The following is an 18,214-nucleotide window of genomic DNA, read 5'->3' as shown; positions in this document are numbered from 1 at the left end:
GGCACGATCAGGAAGCCGCCGCCGATGCCGAAGAAGCCGGACATGGTTCCGGTGGCAAGCCCGAGGCCGATGATCGCGGGCATGTTGGACATCGAGATCTTGACGTCGGTCAGCCCGATCCGCGCGCGGTTCTTCAGCATCAGGCCCGCGATGACCAGCATCACCACCGAGAACAGCGCGAGCAGCTTCTGCCCCTCCAGCATCTTGCCGAGGATGGAGCCGCCGAACGCGCCCAGCATGCCCGACAGCGCGAATACCAGCGCGCAGGACCAGATCACGGTACCGCCACGGGCGTGGTTGGAGAGATTGACCGCCGCGTTGGCGGCGACCGCGATCGCCGAGGTGCCGATCGCGACATGCGGCTCCGGCACGCCGACCACATAGACCATCAGCGGCACGGCAAGGATCGACCCGCCGCCGCCGACCAAGCCCAGCGAAAAGCCGACCAGCATGCCCGATGCCAGCCCAAGCATGCTTTGAGTTGCGGAGAAGACCAAGGGGAACAGACTCGCGTTTGAGGCCGCAACCCTAGAAGGATTTGCTGTCTGACGCCAGATCAATAGCACAAAACTGCCCTGCAGCCCGGATTAGCGCAGCAGATATGTCACAGCCAGCGGCACCAGCAGCGAGGTGACCAGCGCATTCAGGCTCATCGCGATCCCGGCAAACACGCCGGCGACCTCATCGACCTGGAAGGCGCGCGCGGTGCCGATGCCATGGGCGGCGATCCCCGCCGCAAAGCCGCGGGCGCGAAAGTCCGTGATGCCGGTGAAGTTCATCAGGGGCGTGACGATGATCGCCCCCATGATGCCGGTGAGGATCACCGACACCGCGGTCAGCGAGGGATCGGCATGCAGGGATTCGCTGATGCCCATTGCAACGCCGGCGGTGACCGATTTCGGCGCCAGCGACAGGATGACGTCGCGCGGCAACCCGAACGCCTGCGCCAGCAGCACCACCGAGACGATCGCCGTCAGCGAGCCGACCGCGAGCGCAACCAGCATCGGCACGATCGCCGCCGCGACCCGCCTGCGGTTCTCGTAGAGCGGCACCGCGAGCGCCACCGTCGCCGGCCCGAGCAGGAAGTGCACGAACTGCGCGCCGGCAAAATAGGCGGTGTAGGAGGTCCCGGTCAGCAGCAGGAATACGCCGATGATCCACACCGAATGCAGCACGGGATTGGCGAGGGGGTGCCGCCTTGTCTTCAGCGACACCGCGTCGGCCACCGCATAGGTCAACAGCGTCACCGTCAGCCAGAGCAGCGGCGACTGCGAGAGGTAGACCCAGAGCGAGAACGGATTGTCGCTCACGGCCGCTCCTCCTCGCGCGAAAACAGACTGCTCGCCGCAACGAAAGTCGCAACCGTCGCCAGCAGGGTGACGATCACCGAAACCGCGAGGATCACGAGGACCGCGATGCCGTGCTCGGCGAGCAGATCGAGCTTCTGCACCACGCCGACGCCAGCCGGAATGAACAGCAGCGAGAGATTGGCGAGCATGCCGCGGCTTGCGCTCTCGACGCCGTCATCGCCGAGCGGCCCGCGTGCCAGCGCCGGAAAGCGGTCGCGCGCCAACAGCAGCAACAGCAGCAGTACGAGGCCGACCACCGGGCCCGGCACCGGCACCGCCAGCGCGCGCACGGCGACCTCGCCGACCAGCTGGCAGAGCAGGATCAGGCTGAGGCTGGCGATCATGGCAGGAAGCTCACGCGACACATCCGCCTATCAGGTCGGTGTGGCGGGACCTTGTCAATGCGCCGGTCTTGGATGCGTGCGCAGATCTTGGGCGCCGCTGCTTTCAGTCCCGTCATCCAGAGGTGCGAGCGGAGCGAGCCTCGAAGGATGGACAGCCGCTAGCCGGGCCGTGCATGCTTCGAGACGCCGCTACACGGCTCCTCGGCATGACGGGATTGGCCTTCCGCCACGACCACACGCGACTGCCGCCTTTGCAGCGCCATCAGCGTGCCGCTCATGGTCGCGACCAGCGTCTCGACGCCGTCCTGGATCGCATAGGCTCGGCCGTCGCAGACCGTCAGCGTGCGGCCGGGCTTGACCACGACGCCGCGGAACACGAACCGCTCGCCGCGGGCCGGCGCCAGCAGATTGGTCTTGAACTCCACGGTGAGGATGTCGGAGCCTTCGGGCATCAGCGTGAAGGCGGCGATGCCGCAGGCATTGTCGAGGCCCGCGGTGATGATTCCGGCATGCACGAAGCCGTTCTGCTGGCAGAATTCCGGCGCGTAGGGCATCGCGAGATCGACTTCGCCGGGCTCCATGCGCGCGATCGAGATACCGAGCGTCTGCATCGCGCGCTGGCGCGCGAACGTATCGGTCGCGACCGCGTGATAATCGGGATTCTTCGGCTCGAAGCGGGGCATCGCGGTCACGCACTCACGGGTTCTGACGGCACGAGATGCGGCATCGCGGCGTAGCGGATCGCGGGCGCAAACGGCGTCGCCTTGCGCGCGGCGCGATCGATATGCACGGCCGCGATCTCGCAGGTCGCGGCGACCTCGCCGGTTTCCGCATTGCGCATCTCGTGCAGGATGCGGATCGACTTGTCGCGGAACTCGACCAGCCGGCTCTTGACCTCGACAAGGTCGCCGGCGAGCAGTTCGCGCTTGTAGGAGACGTTCTGCTGCACGGCGGCCATGCCGCGGCCGGACTCGCGCAGATAGCTAGGCGTCAGGCCGAGCCGCGCGAACATGTTCCAGCTCGCCTCATCGAACTTGCCGACATACCACATGACGTTCATGTGGCCGATGTGGTCGCAGTGCCAGGGATAGACCGTGCCGCGATAGGTCGCCTCGCCTTCCATCCTGCCGCTCCTCGATTGCTGATACGGTAGCGTATCAAGATCGAGGCAGGCTAGCAATACGGTACCGTATCAAAGCATGATCCGGAAAAGTGCGAAGCGGTTTGCCGAAAAGATCATGCTCAAACAAGCGACTAGTGCGCGATAACGATCTGATCGCGCACTAGGTACGCGGAGATCACATGACTGAAAGCAAGGGCGACGTCTGGGTCGCGGCGGGCTTTGCCGAACTCGCGCATAGCGGGGTCGACGGCGTACGGGTCGAGGTGCTGGCGAAGAATCTCGGCGTCACCAAGGGCGGCTTCTACCGCCGCTTCAGGGATCGCGCCGCGCTGCTCGAGGCCATGCTGACGCGCTGGCGCGACGGCCGCATCGCATCGATCGAGAAGCAGACCGCGCTCGACGGCGCCAGCGCGCGCGAGCGGCTGAAGGCGATCATCACGCTGTATTCGGAGCGCATGAACACCGAGGCGATGGCGGTCGAGCTCGCGATCCGGCAATGGGCGCGCACCGATGAGGCCGCTGCCAACGCCGCCGCAAGCGTCGATGCCGCGCGGCTGAAGAATGTCGCCCAGCTCTATCGCGCCACCGGGCTGCCGACTGAAGAGGCCGATGCGCAGGCCTTCCTGTTCTACTGCTTCATCTTCGGCCAGAGCCTGCTGTTCCTCGAGCGCGGCCCGCGCAAGCGCGCGCAATTGCTGGCGCAGTCGGCGGAAAAGCTGCTGGCGGAAAAGCAGTAAAGGGCTGCAGCCAATAGAGCCGGCGCAAACGGAAAGCGGCCGGCTAACGCCGGCCGCTCGCCGAACCCGGAGGCTGACTCAGGCGCCCTTCAGGCGCTTGTTGCATTCGCTGTAATAGCCGCCGCCCTTCTGGATCCACTTCAGGCCGCCATTGCCGCCAGTGGCCTTGTTGGCGTTGTACTGGTCGACGCAGGTGTGCATGCGTCCTTTGCCTTCGGACTCCTTGGCGTATTTGGGATCGATGGCGTTCGGAAACACGGCGGGTCCTGATGGCGCCGCCGGTGCCGCGGCGGGCGCCTGCTTGGCTTCCTTCGGCGCGGCCGGAGCGGGCGCTGCGGCTGCCGGCGGCGGAGCAGCGGGCGCCGCGGCCGGGGTCGCGTCGGCGCCGCACTGCGCCTTGCGGAAATCATTCCACTTCTGGCCGCCGAGGGTGCCGGCCGACTTGGCCGCCTGGTACTTGGCGCTGCATTCCTGCGCGGTCAGGGCCTGCGCCGGCGCGCTCGCCGCAAAGGCTGCAAAGCCCGACACCGCAATCACGCACAACAATCTGGTCTGAATGGTCATCCCTGGTCTCCCGTCATCCCTGGTTTCCCCTTGGTTTCCCTTGGTTGGTTTCCCTTGGGGGGCATTGGCGTAAGGCCATTATCCTAGCGCAACCCCGACTTGCGACAACGCATCAGCGCGCCTGCGCGTTAAAATATTGTGGCGGCGGGACCGCTGCATGTTCATCCACGGTTCAGCATCGTCGCGCGACGTTTCGACCCTCTTTCCCTCACGAGGTGCCCCATGAAGACGATTTCCACGCTCGCGTCCGCAACCGCCCTTGCCTCCCTGCTGCTGATGGGCGGAGCTTTCGCGCAAACGGCCGCGCCCGCCGCCAAGGACGCCGCTCCGAAGGCCGAGACCAAGGCGCCGGCCGAGAAGAAGCCGCGCACCGCCGAGTCGCTGGAATGCTCGAAGGAAGCCGACGCCAAGGGGCTGCACGGCAAGGAGCGCAAGAAATTCCGCGCCGAGTGCAAGAAGGAGAAGTCGGGCGGCGGCGCCGCCGCTGCGCCCGCGGCGACGAAGTAACCCGCAGACACGTTTGATGCGCATGCCCCCCGTTTCACGGAGGGCCGTCGCACTCGGAGCCAGCTGACTTTCCGCTCCGTCATGGCCGGGCTTGTCCCGGCCATCTGCGTCTTTCTTTCCACCGAAACAAAGACGTGAATGCCCGGGACACGTGCGCGAAAACGCGCTTCGCGCTTTTGCCCGGTCATGACGAGTTTGTGGCGATACTGATCGCAATCCCCGGCTCGCTTCGAAGGGTGAAAATCTGTGCGCCGGGCGAGCCGCGGTGCAATGCTGCAATCGCGAGATGCATTTGTCGCGCTCACGCGAATTTGCCATAAGGCGGCGTGACCCTGATCCGCGCTTCGATGGCAACGGCCATTCCCGACCGCAGCAAAGTCCTGAACGGGCTCGAGACCCTCGTCATCGGCACCGTCGGCGGCTTGCTGTTTCTGTGGGCAGAATTGCCGGGCGGCCTGATCTCGGGGGCGATGGTCGCAGTCGCGATCGCCGCATTGGCCGGACGGCCGCTTGCGGTGCCGGCGCTGCTGACGCAATCGGTGCTGCTGCTGCTCGGCATTTCGCTGGGCTCGCTGATGTCGCAGCAATTGCTGCAGCACATGAGCTCCTATCCGCTCACCATCGGCCTGCTGGCGCTGGCGACGTTCTGCTCGACCTTCGGCTCGAGCCTCTATCTGCAACGCATCCATGGCTGGGACCAGACCTCGGCCTTCCTCGCCGGCAGCCCCGGCGCGCTGTCGCAGATCACGATCCTCGCCGCGGAAAAGGGCGCCGACGTCGCGGCGATCGCGGTGGTGCAAACCATGCGCGTGATCATTTTGACCGCGGCGCTGCCGCTGGTGCTGGCGCTGACCGGGGTGACGCATGCCGCGCCGCCGCCATTGCCGACCTCGGTCGCCTCGCCGTTCGGCCTCGTCGCGCTGGTCGCCCTATCGATCGGCGTCTCGCTGCTGCTGCGCTGGATCAAATTCCCCGCCAGCTGGATGTTCGGCGCGATGCTCGCCTCCAGCCTGCTGCACGGCTCCGGGCTGGTCGATGGCGGCCTGCCGCCCTGGCTGCGCAACGTCGCGCTGGTCGGCATCGGCGCCATCATCGGCACCCGCTTCGCGCGGATGAAAACCTCGACCCTGCTCAGTCATGTCAATGCCGGGCTCGGCTCGTTTGCGATTGCCATCCTGATCTCGGCCGTGTTCGTCGCGGTGATCGGCTTCACCACCCATGTGCGGCTCGCCGACGTCGTGGTCGCCTTCGCGCCGGGCGCGATGGACGCGATGCTGGCGCTGGCGCTGACGCTGCACATCGACCCGATCTTCGTCGGCGCGCATCATTTGTCGCGCTTCCTGTTCGTCACCATCTCGACGCCGGGCATCATCCATCTGTTCGGCCGGCCGCAGGACGACGTCGACGATTGACTAGACGGAGAATCCGTTGATCCCGTCATCCTGAGGAGCGCGAAGCGCGTCTCGAAGGGCGAACGGCCCGGCCGGTGGCCATGCATGCTTCATCAACCTCAGGCCCTGGCCGCCTTCGCCACGCCCCAGCCGGCGATCGCGGCCATCACGAGCGAGATCAGCACGTTGTAGCCGGCCAGCGAAATGCCGAGGAAGCGCCACTGCACCTCGTCGCAGCGGACCACCTTGACCTTGTCGAGCTGGTCCAGCAGCGAGCCGGCCTTGCCGAAATCCACCATCGGGCCGGTGCAATCGGTCGGCCCCGGCCAGAACCCCCATTCGACACCGGCGTGATAGGTGCCGAGCCCGGCATTGGCGAGCGCGGCGAGGCCGAGGATCGCAAGGCCCGCGAGCAGCACCGGACGCGGCGCGCCGCGGGCCGCCGCGAGCGCGACCAGGGCGCCGAGCGGCACCGCGAGGTAATAGGCATAGCGCTGCTCGAGGCAGAGCGGACAGGGCATGATCTCCAGCACGAGCTGGAAGAACCAGGCGCCGGCCAGCGTCGCCGCCGCGATCACGGCAATCGCCAGCGCCGAGGTCAGCGCCGGATTGCCGGCGGCGGAAGCATGCGACGGATGGGCGGTGGCGATCGTCACGTCGGTCCTCCTGCGAGCATCGTTCGGGAGGGTCATGGGCCCTGCTCCAAGGTCGTCGATTGCGGTCGTATCGCGTGAAAATACCGCTGTCGAGGCGCGGGACAATCACATCCGCGCGGGTTGACCGTGACGGCCGCCGTCCGCCGCGGTCAGATCGCGTTCAGTCGATGATGCGTGGGAACGCGCAGGCGCCACCGGCTCATCTCCGCCTGCAACTCGTCGGACAAGAGAAGGCTCGGGTTGAGCAGCCTGCGTTCATGCCAGAGGTGGGCGCCAGCGCTGACACTCTTCAAGACCATCAGGCTGCCCGATATAGGCGCCGTGCCAGTTGTTCAGCGCCGCCCTTTGCTCCACAGACATCTGCTCGTCGAAATATTGCTTGAGGCCTTCCTCCCAGCCCACATAGTCGCCGTTCGGGAAGTGTCGCCGAATTGGCTGCGCTCGTACCATCCCCACACCATGTTCAAGTGCTTCAAGTGCCCCCGTGCGTCATCGAGATCGATGAACCGGACCATACCGTTGCGCTCGCGCCTCCGTCTCGGAGTAGGTTGTTGCAGCCGCGGCCGGGCATGGGGACCGTGGCAGCGGCGGCCGCCAGGCAAACTCTGCTGTCATCGCCATATGGACAAGCAACGGCTTTGCGTCGACCTTGGGGTCACACACCCCGAAATTCCACTGCCGTGGCGCGGGACATCCCGTCCGCGCGGGTTGACCGTGACGGGCCGCCCGCTATAGTCCGCCGCGCTTCGCGACCCCGGCCTTCCCGGCCGGGACCATTGCGAATGCCCCTGTGGCGGAACTGGTAGACGCGCTCGACTCAAAATCGAGTTCCGCAAGGAGTGCTGGTTCGATTCCGGCCAGGGGCACCACGAAAAATACCAATAATAACAGTAACTTAAATCGTTGGCTCGATTCCGGTTTTCACGGCAGAGTTTTCGCGACACGTTGAAAACACCCGTAAAAATTCGCCACGGCTGTCCGGCTTGCTGGCATTTTTGCTGGTATCGGGCGAACAGACGTCATCAGCGGCTTTCGGTATTCCGAATGAAGCCATCGAGCAGATGGCCCGCAAGAACGATGGCGTGAGCGCCAAGCGAACACGTCGACTGCCGCGCCGCCCACCTTCCTGCCAGCAGCAAGTTCAAAGATACGGCGATCGCCACATTGGTATAATCCGCGCCCCTACTCGCGATCTCGATATCGACTTGCGTTGGCTTGCGCCATCGGTTGAGGCCGCGGCGTTACGGCTGTCCTGATCCGCCCGCGGAGCCATAGACCTGGCCGGTCGCGTAACTCGCATCAGCAGCGGCAAGCTGCACGTAGATGGAGGCAAGCTCGGCGGGTTGGCCGGGGCGGCCCAATGGGGTCATGCCACCGAATTTTTCAAGCTTTTCCATCGTGGCGCCCCCCGAAACCTGGAGCGGTGTCCAGATTGGTCCCAGCGCGACACCATTGACGCGAATGCCCTTGGAGGCAAGCTGCTTCGCCAGCGACTTCACGTAGTTCATCGTCGCCGCTTTGGTCTGCGCATAGTCGTAGAGATCTGGAGAAGGATCGTAAGCCTGTTCGGATGTCGTGCCGATGATACAGGAGCCGGGCTTGAGATGGGGCAGCGCGGCCTTGATGATCCAGAACGGCGCGTAGATGTTGGTCTTCATGGTCGCGTCGAAATCCTCCGACGAGACGTCGAGAATGGACGCGCGCGTCTGCTGTCGGGCTGCATTGTTGACGATGATGTCGATACCGCCGAGGCCCTGCACGACCTGGTCGACCAGCTTCTTGCAGAAGGTCTCATCCTTGAGGTCGCCGGGGACCGCGAGGCCGGTGCGGCCTTCCTTCTTGATCAGCGCAATCACCTCCTGTGCATCGGGCTCCTCCGCCGGTAGATAGTTGATGGCAACGTCGGCGCCCTCGCGCGCATATGCAATTGCGGCTGCGCGGCCCATGCCGGAATCGCCGCCCGTGATCAGCGCCTTACGGCCAGCGAGACGGCCCGAGCCCTTGTAGCTGCTCTCGCCGTGATCTGGAGGCGGCTCCATCTTGCCGGCGAGGCCGGGCCAGGGCTGCGACTGCTTCTTGAACGGAGGCTTCGGATAGCGGGTGACGGGGTTGATCAGGTCCTGCTCGGCCATGGCGTTTCCTTTCGCTGTCGAGGTTGCCAGCGACGCTGTGGCAAGCGTTGCGCTTGCCGCCTGAACGATGTGCCGGCGGGATACTGAAGTTTTATCTTGTGCCATGGAGGCCTCCGCGATTTTGCAATCTCAATCCGCGGAGAGCCGCAATGTTGCTAACGGAGGACGCCAGCAGGGCCGGCGTCCTCCGCAAAGCCTTACTTCGCCTGCCCGACGCTCGGCGCCTTGCCCAGCTCCTTGGCCATGTCGAGATGATGCCTGAGCGCCGGCAGCGTCTTGTCGGCCCAGTCCTTCAGCGCCGCATTGTCGCCCCCCTTGGCGTAGCGATCGAACAACGAAATCGCGTCCTCGTGGGCGCTGACCTGGTAGGAGTCGTAGTCCGAGCTGAAGTCCTTGCCGGAAACACCCTTCAGCTTGTCCAACTTGCTCTGGTGCGAGCTGTCGAGCGCCGTCGGCAGCGTCGCCTGCACCTTGCCATCGCCGACAAGGGCCTTGAGCTCGCTGCTGGTCTTGGTGTGGTCGGTGACCATCTGTTGCGCAAAACTCTTCTCCTGCGCATTGCCCTTCTGCTCGGCGAGCTTGCTCGATTCGATCTCGAACATGTCACTGACGGCGACCTCCTTGACGAAATCGGCGGTCGTTGGCGCGACCCCCAGCGCCGAATTGACGCCGGTCTTCTCACCGAGCGACTGGGCGAGTGCGGGGCCTGCGAGCAGCACGCAGGCGATGGCGATGACGGTACGTTTCATGGTCGGATCCCTCTGGTTGGCCAAGCGGCCTCTGCCGCGCAGGTCTTTGCGGCGACCAACACGGCTTCAGGACCGAGGTTCCTAATCCGTCGGGCGGCGGCCGGTGCGTGGATTGATCGGATCGGTTGGCTTCCGACGCAAGCGTTCCGGCAGGAATGGCTCGGACGGCGAGGCCGTCGGCTCGGCACGCACGTCGGCATGATGCTGAGCCCGCTCATGCGGCGTCTGGTTGGCGTTGATCTGGTGCTTTACATCGACGCCGTCGACGGGATCGTTGACGCCATGCTGAATGTCACGGAAGTCGCTCATGGTTCACCTCATTCCTTCCCAGGCAGGATCTTTTCGAGCACCTGCCGTGCTGCACCCTTGATAACGCCGCTCTCGTTGGGGTCGTCCTTCATGAGGGCAAGGGAAAAGTTCTTCGCCTGCTGCAAGGTGATGTGCGGTGGCAGCGGCGGCACCTCTGGATCGGTCTTCACCTCCAGCACGACCGGCTTCTCGCTGGCCAGCGCCTGTTCCCAGGCCGAGCCGAGCAGCTGCGGGCTGTCGACGAAGATGCCGGTGAGGCCGATCATCTCGGCGAAACGCGCGTAAGGCAGGTCGGGGATGCGCTGCGAGGCCTCGAATTTCGGATCGCCATTGATGATGCGCTGCTCCCAGGTCACTTGGTTGAGGTCTTCGTTGTTGAAGACGCAGACGACGAAACACGGATCGCGCCAGGATCGCCAGTATTTTGCGGCGGTGATCAGCTCGGCCATGTTGTTCATCTGCATCGCGCCGTCGCCGACCAGTGCGATCACCGGCCGGTCCGGGTGCGCGTATTTCGCCGCCAGCGCGTAAGGGACTGCCGCGCCCATCGAGGCGAGGCCGCCGGAGAGCGAGGCCGTCATGCCGCGCCGGATCTTGAGGTCGCGCGCAAACCAGTTGGCGCAGGAGCCGGAATCGCTGGTGATGATGGCACGCTCGGGCAGGCGCGGCGACAGTTCCCAGGCCACGAGCTGCGGATTGATCGGAGCGGCCGGTTGATGGGCACGATCGTCCAGCGTCTTCCACCATTTAGCGACGTCGTCCTCGATTCTCTTGCGCCAAGCGCCGTCGCTCTTTTTGGGCGCGAGCCGCGGCAACAAGCTTCGCAATGTCTCGGCAGCATCGCCGACGAGGTTGACCTCCATCGGGAAGCGGATCGAAGTCATGCCGGCATCGATATCGATCTGCACGCCGCGCGCGGCACCTTCCTTGGGAAGGAATTCTGCGTAAGGGAATGCCGAGCCGACCATCAGCAGCGTGTCACATTCCATCATCATGGTGTAGCTGGGCTCGGTGCCGAGCAAGCCGATCGAGCCCGTCACCCATGGCAGGTCGTCCGGCAGCGCCGCCTTGCCCAGCAGCGCCTTGGCGCAGCCGGCCGACAGGCGATCAGCGACCGCAATCACCTCGTCCGTGGCGTGCAGCGCGCCGGCACCGATGAGCATCGCGACCTTCTTGCCGGCGTTCAGCACCTCCGCGGCATGATCGAGCTCGGCCTCGCGCGGCATCACGCGCGGAGCGCTATAGCCGACGCCGGAATGCAGCGTGCCGTGCGCGCGGGGCGGCGCTTCATAGGGCTCTTCCTGAAGGTCATTGGGCAGAATGATGGCGGTGGGGGCCCGGCGTGCGAGTGCGATGCGCACGGCGCGATCGATCAGATGTCGCACTTGGGCTGATGATGACGCCTGCGCAACATAGGCGCCTGCGACGTCCTTGAACATCGAGACGAGATTAAGTTCCTGCTGATAGCTCCCGCCGAGCGCGTTTCGCGCCTGCTGGCCGACGATCGCCAGCACCGGCTGGTGATCGAGCAGCGCATCGTAGAGCCCGGTGATGAGATGCGAAGCGCCGGGCCCCGATGTCGCGATACAGACGCCAAGCTCGCCGGAAAACTTCGCATAGGCGCTCGCCATGAACGCCGCCATCTCCTCGTGGCGGGCCTGCACGAAATTGATCTTGGTCTCCGCCCGATTCATCGCACCAAAGACACCGTTAATGCCGTCGCCGGGGTAACCAAAAATGTGACGTATGCCCCAATGATGCAGACGTTGGACGATGAAGTCGGAGACGGTCTGGGCCATTAGGGGGGCTCCCCGGTTGTAGACGTAAGCAACGAGAACAGCTCGTTTGGTACGATGTTCCTCCGCATGTTCCCGGGGGCCGAAAACTGCCGCCTTACCCAGGGGTAATAATTTGGAACGCCCGACTTAGTTTTCGAAGCAACTGCAGTCGGCGCCCGGTGACGGGTCGGTCGACGGGTTCACAGGCAAATTTTATGCAGACCAGCGTGCTCGCCAGGATCGCGTCCTCTAGCTCCGCGTTTTCAAGACTAACGGAGAAATGCCGAAATATGGCGCGCGTCCTGATTGGAACTTCCGGGTGGCACTACGACTCCTGGCGCGGCCCCTTCTTCCCAAAAGGCTTGCCTTTGAAAGAGCAGCTTCGCTACTACGCCAGCCAATTCGAGACCACGGAACTCAACGGCGTGTTCTACCGCACGCCGACGGCAGAAGCCGTGAAGGCATGGCAAGAGCAGACCGCCGGCGATTTTATCTTCGCCTGGAAGGCGTCTAAATTCATCACGCATTGGAAGCGTCTGTCTGACACCAGTAAAAACAGCCTCGAGCTATTGGAGGACCGCATCTCGTTCCTGCGCGGCAAGGCCGGACCAATCCTGTTTCAACTGCCGCCGCAATTCGAGGCAAATGAGGACAGACTTGCATCCTTCTTCAAGCTGCTATCGAAGAAGCGCCGCTACAGTTTCGAATTTCGTCATCCAAGCTGGTATCAGCCCCGTATTCTGCGAATGCTGGCGGACGAAAACATCTCGCTCTGCCTGTCGGATCATCACGATGCGCCGGCTCCCTGGAAGCGCACCGCCGATTTCGTCTATGTGCGCGGGCATGGCCCGAGCGGACGCTACTACGGTCACTACACAAAGCCGACGCTGACCCAATGGGCGCGACGTATCAAATCCTGGAAGCGGCAGGGCTGCGACGTCTACGTCTATTTCGACAACGACCAGAAAAGCGCCGCGCCTGCCGATGCGTTAAAGCTGAAGGCGATGCTCTAACACTACGGCCCGCCGGCAACCGAGCCGGCAATCACCATGACAAGGTCGGCAAGATCGATCTTTCCGTTGACCGTCAGCTCTTCCGCAGAGCCTTCGACTTTCAATACTTGCGGCTGGTTGGCCGCCTGGCGCTTGAGCTCGTTAAGGATGGCGTCCCTGAGCTTCTCCTCCAGCATGTGTCTCTCCTTCACGCGGCCATGGCGCGGCAGGACGCCGCGCATGAGCGGCACATGGCGACGCATTCGTCCATGCCGCTGATCCGTTCGCAGTCGTCCGCGCATTCGGCGCAGATCTCGGCGCATTCACCGCAGGTATGCTTGTGGTGGGGGTGTTGATCAGCATGAAATGCGCTGAAGTCCGACACATTTCGGCGCAGGCTATCATCAAGCGGAAGTGCTTGGGCTCGACATGCTTTCCGCCCGTTTCCAGGCAATGATTCATCGCCGTGACAAGACAGGTCCAGTAGCCACTGCAGCCCGTCATCTGTCCGGTATGCGTCATCTCGTATCACTCCCATTGGCCTTGGGTGTCGCCCCCCTCTCCCTTCAACTAAAACGACGCTGCGCCCTTGGTTCCTGGCCGAGCGCGAAGGTGTTTCAGGCCCCGGTACCCCAACGCCTTGCGCGAACGGCGTGAAATCGCGCATTGGTCTGCGGCTTGATGAACAGAGCCGCGACGCTCGGATGCTGCCTGCGGATCTCGGTCTCGATTGCGATGACGCACTGCTCGATGTCGTCGGCGCGCTTGTCGTCGGCAAATTCGACGCTCAGCGCAGCGACCACCTCGGCCGGCGACAGCTGCACCGTCAACAGTCCGTTGGCGCGGAGCACGCCCGGCGAATGACGCGCGACGTCGAGGATGGATCGCGAGAGATCGGAATGAGCGGGCTCGCCGATCAGCAGACTCTTGCTCTCCCTGGCGAGCCCGATAGATGTGATCCCCAGCAGAACGCCGATCAGGATCGAACCGACCCCATCCCAGACCGGCTGAGCGAAAAGCACAGCCGCAGCGGTCGCTGCAGCAGCGATGACGATACCGACCAGCGCCGCGCTGTCCTCAAGCAGCACCATGAAGGCGGGCGGATCCTTGCTGCGGACGAAGGCCTCGTACCATCCGAGGCGCGAAGTCTCCGAGCGGAACCGCCGCCAGGCGAAGAACCAGGAGATGCCCTCGAACACAAAGGACAGGCCGAGCACGACAAAGCTGACGACGGGATCCTCGATCGGCTCGGGAGCCGTGACATGGAGGACGCCCTGGTAGAGCGAGGCGCCCGCCCCAAGCGCGAAGATCAACAGAGCGACGATGAAGCTCCAGAAATACAGCTCGCGCCCATAGCCGAGCGGATGGGATTCATCAGGCGGACGGCTGGCGCGACGGTAACCGTAGAGCAGCAGCACTTCATTGGTGGTGTCGACCACGGAGTGCACGGCTTCGCTCATCATCGCGGAGCTGCCGGTCCAGACGGCAGCTCCGATCTTGGTGACCGCAACGAGAGCGTTGCCGACGAGTGCGGCGTAGACGATGGTTTTGGACGATCCTTCCGCCGTCTTGGTCACCCACCGAGATCCTTAGTCATTTCGGAGCCGGATCCGAGAGTTCAGCCCCGGGGTCGCCAAACTGACCGCTGCGGGCGAGTTGTACGGCACGGCCCAATGCCATGGCCGTATTCAGCACTTCCCGCTGAAACGCATGATCTTCGTCCAGCTCTTGGTGCGAGGTGGCATATTTCTCCATGTAGCCGATGTAGCCATCCATCTCACCGAAACGGCCGGCCGAGATCAGGTGCATGTCGGTCAACCAGTCTGACAGGGTTCGGCGTACGCCCTCGGCTCCGACGCTGTCGCCATGAACGATGAGACCAAAGTGGCGGCCGGCGAGATGTCGCGGATAAGGCCAACCTTTCAGCTCCAACGCCTTGGCTTCAACCGCGTTCTTGCCGTGCGTTGACGTCGGATCGGGATTGCCGCCGTCGGCGCAGACCAAACGATCTATCATCGCCTTGAGGCCCCCGGCACGTGATACCAATTCACCGGCGTCACGATCAGAATGCCGTGCGCTGCCACCCAGAGCGGATAGATCTCGTTCATCCAGTCACTGGTCTGGCCTAGTGAGTAGTTCGGATAGCAGCTGCACGGCAGTGACAGAGCGGCATGGCGGTGGAAACGCAGGATTTGCAGGGGTGGATGTTCTTGCCGAACTCGGCGGTGAGCCGCGAGAGATCGAGGATGTCGACGGCAAAGCCCATCCCAGAGAAGACAGGCTCGGCGAGCTTGACCATACGCCAGGTTTTCGACATCTCGCCGGGATTTTCGACATCTCGCCGGGACAAGTGTGCTCGCTGCGGGCCGAGCCATTGATGATCAGGATGCGCGGATTTTCCCGGGCATCATCGTGCCGCTGAGCCTCAAGAATGGCGGTGCGTGCCGCCAGCCAGTCAACAGAGAGTTCGTAATCAGGGTCGGCAAACCCCGCGCCAGCTTTTCGTGTCACCGGCGATTTGCGCGAATGGCTGTAGGCATCCCAGGCAGCACTGACTATGGCATCGAGTTCGTGCTGGAGGGAGACAAAAGCGGGATCCGCGAACTGGCTCCTGTAGCGGCGCTCGAACTCTTCACGCGCTATTTCGACGGGCGGCATCCCCTTGCGAACGTCCGGTTCCGTCATGGTGCCTCCTCGACAAATCAGTTCAGTAACCGGGGTTCTCGTCGCCAGTTCCTGCCTTGGAATGCCATTTGGCGAGACTGACGCTTAATCGATCAGATAGGAACGGAAGCTGTGCTCAGGCGTCAGCCGGCATGACACAGATCATGAAAGTCCGGTTTCACGAGTTCGGCGGCAATGACGTGCTGCGCGTTGAAAGGCTCGAGCAATCGGGTCCCGATGCACGCCAGATTCTGATCCGCGTGCGTGCCGCGAGCGTCAATCCGGTCGACTTCAAGATCCGGTCGGGCAAATATCCCTCCGTAAAGGGCGATCGCCTTCCCTACACGCTTGGCCGTGATGTCTCTGGCATCGTGGAGACGTGCGGCGCGCAGGCGACCCGCTTCCAACCGGGCGACGCCGTCTTCGGCATGGTGCCCGTCTTCGGTGGCGGTTACGCCGAGCGGGCTGTCCTGGACGAACGCGCTGTTGCCGACATGCCGGTGGGGCTCGATCATGTCCAGGCGGCAGCCATCCCGCTCGCAGGGCAGACCGCGTATCAAGGTCTATTCCGGCGCGGCAAGCTCAAGGCGGGTGAGACGATCTTGATCCACGGCGGCTCCGGAGGAGTCGGACATTTCGCAATTCAGCTCGCCAAAGCCGTCGGCGCTCGCGTGTTGACGACGGTGTCGACCGAACACGTCGATTTCGCGCGATCGCTCGGGGCCGACATGGTGATCGATTACAAGTCCCAGCGCTTTGAAGAGGTCGCCAAGGACCTCGACATGGTGTTCGACCTGATCGACGGAGAAACCCGTGGGCGCTCGTGGGATCTGCTCAAGAAAGGCGGGCGACTGATCTCGACACTGACGGAGCCATCGCAAGACAGCGCCAAAGCGCTCGGTGTCACCGCGATGCGTTACACTGTCGAGCCCGACGGCGAAGAGCTGGCTGAGATCGGACGTCTCGCCGATGCAGGCAAGCTGAAGCCCCACATTCAGGCAACCTTCCCGCTCGAGCAGGCAGCCGAAGCGCTTGCGAGCGTCGAGCGCGGCCATACGGCCGGCAAGGTCGTGCTGACTTGTGCCTAAACGGAGCAAGCGATGAATTTACCTGATCGACGCTCCGTGCTCGCTGCCGCAGCCGCGTTCGGTGCGACCGCGGCGGCCTCAGCTCAGAGCAGCGAGCCTATCATCGGCAACAAGGGCGCGACCATTATCGGTCCCCGCAACCCACAGCGTGAAGGCCAGAACCCCAACATTCTGCGACCGCCGTCCACCGATCACGGCTCGATGCCGAATCTGCGGTTCTCGTTTGCCGATGCCCATATGAAGATCCGCGAGGGCGGCTGGTCGCGCGAGGTCACGCAGCGAGAGCTGGCGATTTCCACCACCATGGCCGGTGTCAACATGCGCCTGACGCCCGGTGGCGTCCGCGAGATGCACTGGCACAAGCAGGCCGAATGGGCGTTCATGCTGGCCGGCAAGGCACGCATCACGGCCGTCGACAACGACGGCCACAATTTCATTGCCGACGTGGGTGCCGGCGACCTCTGGTACTTCCCTTCCGGCATCCCCCATTCGATACAAGGATTGCCGGATGAAGGTTGTGAATTCCTGCTGGCCTTTCCGGACGGCGAGTTCTCCGAGGACAGCACTTTTGCGATCACCGATTTGTTCGCCCACAACGATCCCGGCGTGCTGGCGAAAACATTGGGCGTTGAGCGGGAAAACCTCGACCATATCCCCAAAGAAGAGCGCTTCATCTTTCAGGCAGAGCCGCCGCCGGCGTTGCCTTCGGACGAGGTTCACGATCCCCTTGGCGCAGTTCCGCTCGACATGGTGTTCCACCTGACCCAGCAGCCGCCGACCCAATCGGCGGGCGGCAATGTCCGGATCGCCGATATGCGCAACTTTCCGATTTCAAGCGACGTGGCCGCGGCGCTGGTCGAGGTCAATCCCGGTCACATGCGCGAGCTGCACTGGCATCCGAATGCCGATGAATGGCAATATTACATCTTTGGGCAGGCGCGGATGACGGTTTTCGCGGCCGAGGCCAGGGCACGGACATTCGACTACCGCGCCGGCGATGTCGGCTACGTCCCGATGTCGATGAGCCACTTCATCGAAAACACCGGCAATGAACCGCTCCGGTTCCTCGAGCTGTTCAAGGCACCACGTTTCGTCGATGTATCGCTCACGCAATGGATGGCACTGACTCCGCCCGAACTCGTCGCCGCGCATCTCAACATCGATCGCGCGGTGATCGAGAAGCTGCGAAAAGACAAGCAACCCGTGGTATAGCTATTCGTGCCAATACTCGGCCAGCTCTTCGGAAGTTACCAGATTCACTTGGCCGTGGAAGCGCGTGCGGTACATCGTCATCAGGGCGTCGTGACCGACATCGGACGAACTGCACAAAGCATCCTCCACGATCACCACCCTGAAGCCGAGATCGACGGCGCTCAACACGGTCGACAGGACGCAAACGTCGGTCTCCGCGCCTGATATGACCACCGTTCCCACGCCAAGCTCAACCAGCAGACTTGCCAGGGCGGGATTGCTGAACGCCGAGTAGGCGGGCTTGTCGACGATGCGCAACGGGGGCACGTAGCGCGCAAGGGCCGGCACAAGCTCGGGTGCGGACGGCGGAAGATGATCGCGGGTCGCCTGGCGCCAGCGCCGGAAGTAATTTTGCCACTGTCCTGGACGGTCTTCTGGATGTTGCGGTGTGATGAAGCGCGTGAAAATCGTCCGCGACTGATGCCGCGAGACGATGTCGACGATCGTCGGTAGAACGCGCTCCATCCACGGCGTCTCCCAGAGCCCGCCCGGAGCGAAGATATTCTGCATGTCGATGCAGAGATGGACCGCGTTCCGAATTTCGGCGACCTCGGATTTGGTGTCTCTCATCGTCCTCCAC

22 protein-coding genes, 1 tRNA gene and 2 pseudogenes are annotated in these 18,214 nt (G+C 63.6%); 8 read left to right on the top strand and 17 right to left on the bottom strand.

The features are described 5' to 3' along the window. The 5 genes from E2I15_RS37805 to E2I15_RS37785 all read right to left on the bottom strand — a co-directional run. Window positions 1-452 (bottom strand): sulfite exporter TauE/SafE family protein (locus E2I15_RS37805; protein WP_155262788.1); only part of this gene is annotated, 452 nt, incomplete at its 3' end. A gap of 135 nt (window positions 453-587) precedes the next feature. Next, window positions 588-1,310, bottom strand: a complete 723-nt coding sequence (locus tag E2I15_RS37800) for an LrgB family protein (protein ID WP_137476835.1) — start codon at window positions 1,308-1,310, stop codon at window positions 588-590. Continuing rightward, window positions 1,307-1,693 carry a CidA/LrgA family protein gene (locus E2I15_RS37795; protein ID WP_137476834.1) on the bottom strand — a complete coding sequence of 129 codons (387 nt, stop codon included), beginning with the start codon at window positions 1,691-1,693 and terminating at the stop codon, window positions 1,307-1,309. The genes E2I15_RS37800 and E2I15_RS37795 overlap by 4 nt, the downstream gene beginning before the upstream one ends. A gap of 158 nt (window positions 1,694-1,851) precedes the next feature. Further along, window positions 1,852-2,376 (bottom strand): PaaI family thioesterase, encoded by a 525-nt coding sequence (locus tag E2I15_RS37790; RefSeq protein WP_246667926.1) that lies wholly within the window; start codon window positions 2,374-2,376, stop codon window positions 1,852-1,854. Between the two features lie 5 nt (window positions 2,377-2,381). Beyond that, a complete protein-coding gene (locus tag E2I15_RS37785) occupies window positions 2,382-2,816 on the bottom strand; it encodes an acyl-CoA thioesterase (protein WP_137476833.1) in 435 nt (144 codons plus the stop codon). A 179-nt stretch (window positions 2,817-2,995) separates the two neighbouring features. Here E2I15_RS37785 and E2I15_RS37780 point away from each other — a divergent pair, with 179 nt between their 5' ends. Further along, the gene (locus E2I15_RS37780) at window positions 2,996-3,553 is read left to right on the top strand and encodes a TetR/AcrR family transcriptional regulator (protein WP_137476832.1); all 558 of its coding nucleotides are present in this window, start codon (window positions 2,996-2,998) and stop codon (window positions 3,551-3,553) included. A gap of 78 nt (window positions 3,554-3,631) precedes the next feature. Here the strand turns inward: E2I15_RS37780 and E2I15_RS37775 are convergent, their stop codons facing one another. Further along, a complete protein-coding gene (locus E2I15_RS37775; RefSeq protein ID WP_018269666.1) occupies window positions 3,632-4,117 on the bottom strand; it encodes a hypothetical protein in 486 nt (161 codons plus the stop codon). 222 nt (window positions 4,118-4,339) lie between these two features. Here E2I15_RS37775 and E2I15_RS37770 point away from each other — a divergent pair, with 222 nt between their 5' ends. Both E2I15_RS37770 and E2I15_RS37765 read left to right on the top strand, forming a co-directional pair. Then, window positions 4,340-4,624, top strand: coding sequence for a PsiF family protein (locus E2I15_RS37770; RefSeq protein WP_137476831.1), 285 nt, complete (start codon window positions 4,340-4,342; stop codon window positions 4,622-4,624). Between the two features lie 326 nt (window positions 4,625-4,950). After that, on the top strand, window positions 4,951-6,036 hold the full coding sequence (locus tag E2I15_RS37765) for an AbrB family transcriptional regulator (RefSeq protein ID WP_137476830.1): 1,086 nt from the start codon (window positions 4,951-4,953) through the stop codon (window positions 6,034-6,036). A gap of 98 nt (window positions 6,037-6,134) precedes the next feature. Here E2I15_RS37765 and E2I15_RS37760 read toward each other — a convergent pair whose 3' ends face one another. Both E2I15_RS37760 and E2I15_RS37755 read right to left on the bottom strand, forming a co-directional pair. Further along, a complete protein-coding gene (locus E2I15_RS37760) occupies window positions 6,135-6,707 on the bottom strand; it encodes a disulfide bond formation protein B (protein WP_246667911.1) in 573 nt (190 codons plus the stop codon). A 219-nt stretch (window positions 6,708-6,926) separates the two neighbouring features. After that, a complete protein-coding gene (locus E2I15_RS37755) occupies window positions 6,927-7,121 on the bottom strand; it encodes a hypothetical protein (RefSeq protein WP_155262778.1) in 195 nt (64 codons plus the stop codon). Window positions 7,122-7,455: 334 nt separating this feature from the next. Here E2I15_RS37755 and E2I15_RS37750 point away from each other — a divergent pair. Next, window positions 7,456-7,540: transfer RNA gene (locus E2I15_RS37750), tRNA-Leu, on the top strand. 114 nt (window positions 7,541-7,654) lie between these two features. Then, window positions 7,655-7,927, top strand: a complete 273-nt coding sequence (locus E2I15_RS37745) for a hypothetical protein (RefSeq protein ID WP_137476826.1) — start codon at window positions 7,655-7,657, stop codon at window positions 7,925-7,927. On the opposite strand, the gene E2I15_RS37740 is transcribed toward E2I15_RS37745, so the two are convergent. The 4 genes from E2I15_RS37740 to E2I15_RS37725 all read right to left on the bottom strand — a co-directional run bounded on the left by E2I15_RS37740 (window position 7,913) and on the right by E2I15_RS37725 (window position 11,660). Next, window positions 7,913-8,908: an SDR family oxidoreductase gene (locus E2I15_RS37740; RefSeq protein ID WP_137476825.1), complete on the bottom strand. Its 996-nt coding sequence runs from the start codon at window positions 8,906-8,908 to the stop codon at window positions 7,913-7,915. The genes E2I15_RS37745 and E2I15_RS37740 overlap by 15 nt on opposite strands. 92 nt (window positions 8,909-9,000) lie before the next feature. Then, complete coding sequence (locus E2I15_RS37735) at window positions 9,001-9,552, bottom strand: DUF4142 domain-containing protein (protein ID WP_137476824.1); 552 nt, start codon at window positions 9,550-9,552, stop codon at window positions 9,001-9,003. An 81-nt stretch (window positions 9,553-9,633) separates the two neighbouring features. Next, on the bottom strand, window positions 9,634-9,861 hold the full coding sequence (locus E2I15_RS37730) for a hypothetical protein (RefSeq protein ID WP_137476823.1): 228 nt from the start codon (window positions 9,859-9,861) through the stop codon (window positions 9,634-9,636). A gap of 8 nt (window positions 9,862-9,869) precedes the next feature. Further along, window positions 9,870-11,660, bottom strand: a complete 1,791-nt coding sequence (locus E2I15_RS37725; RefSeq protein ID WP_137476822.1) for a thiamine pyrophosphate-requiring protein — start codon at window positions 11,658-11,660, stop codon at window positions 9,870-9,872. Between the two features lie 269 nt (window positions 11,661-11,929). Between E2I15_RS37725 and E2I15_RS37720 the strand changes: the two genes are divergently transcribed. Then, window positions 11,930-12,652 (top strand): DUF72 domain-containing protein, encoded by a 723-nt coding sequence (locus E2I15_RS37720; protein ID WP_137476821.1) that lies wholly within the window; start codon window positions 11,930-11,932, stop codon window positions 12,650-12,652. A gap of 2 nt (window positions 12,653-12,654) precedes the next feature. On the opposite strand, the gene E2I15_RS38975 is transcribed toward E2I15_RS37720, so the two are convergent. The 4 genes and pseudogenes from E2I15_RS38975 to E2I15_RS37705 form a co-directional block, all read right to left on the bottom strand. Beyond that, a complete protein-coding gene (locus E2I15_RS38975; RefSeq protein WP_170991399.1) occupies window positions 12,655-12,828 on the bottom strand; it encodes a hypothetical protein in 174 nt (57 codons plus the stop codon). 11 nt (window positions 12,829-12,839) lie between these two features. Next, window positions 12,840-13,153: pseudogene (locus E2I15_RS37715) on the bottom strand (four-helix bundle copper-binding protein). A 95-nt stretch (window positions 13,154-13,248) separates the two neighbouring features. Continuing rightward, window positions 13,249-14,208, bottom strand: a complete 960-nt coding sequence (locus tag E2I15_RS37710; RefSeq protein WP_137476820.1) for a cation diffusion facilitator family transporter — start codon at window positions 14,206-14,208, stop codon at window positions 13,249-13,251. Window positions 14,209-14,224: 16 nt separating this feature from the next. Then, window positions 14,225-15,316: pseudogene (locus E2I15_RS37705) on the bottom strand (flavodoxin family protein). Window positions 15,317-15,447: 131 nt separating this feature from the next. Here E2I15_RS37705 and E2I15_RS37700 point away from each other — a divergent pair. Beyond that, the gene (locus E2I15_RS37700) at window positions 15,448-16,383 is read left to right on the top strand and encodes an NADP-dependent oxidoreductase (RefSeq protein ID WP_137476819.1); all 936 of its coding nucleotides are present in this window, start codon (window positions 15,448-15,450) and stop codon (window positions 16,381-16,383) included. A gap of 12 nt (window positions 16,384-16,395) precedes the next feature. After that, window positions 16,396-17,595, top strand: a complete 1,200-nt coding sequence (locus E2I15_RS37695) for an oxalate decarboxylase family bicupin (protein ID WP_137476818.1) — start codon at window positions 16,396-16,398, stop codon at window positions 17,593-17,595. Here the strand turns inward: E2I15_RS37695 and E2I15_RS37690 are convergent, their stop codons facing one another. Beyond that, window positions 17,596-18,204 (bottom strand): cysteine hydrolase family protein, encoded by a 609-nt coding sequence (locus E2I15_RS37690; protein ID WP_137476817.1) that lies wholly within the window; start codon window positions 18,202-18,204, stop codon window positions 17,596-17,598. Window positions 18,205-18,214: the final 10 nt, after the last annotated feature.

It is taken from the genome of Bradyrhizobium sp. BR2003 (genome assembly GCF_009720285.1).
GTDB lineage: Bacteria > Pseudomonadota > Alphaproteobacteria > Rhizobiales > Xanthobacteraceae > Bradyrhizobium > Bradyrhizobium elkanii.
Note: the sequence above shows the minus strand (reverse complement) of the source record. Positions and strands in the feature narration are given on the sequence as shown.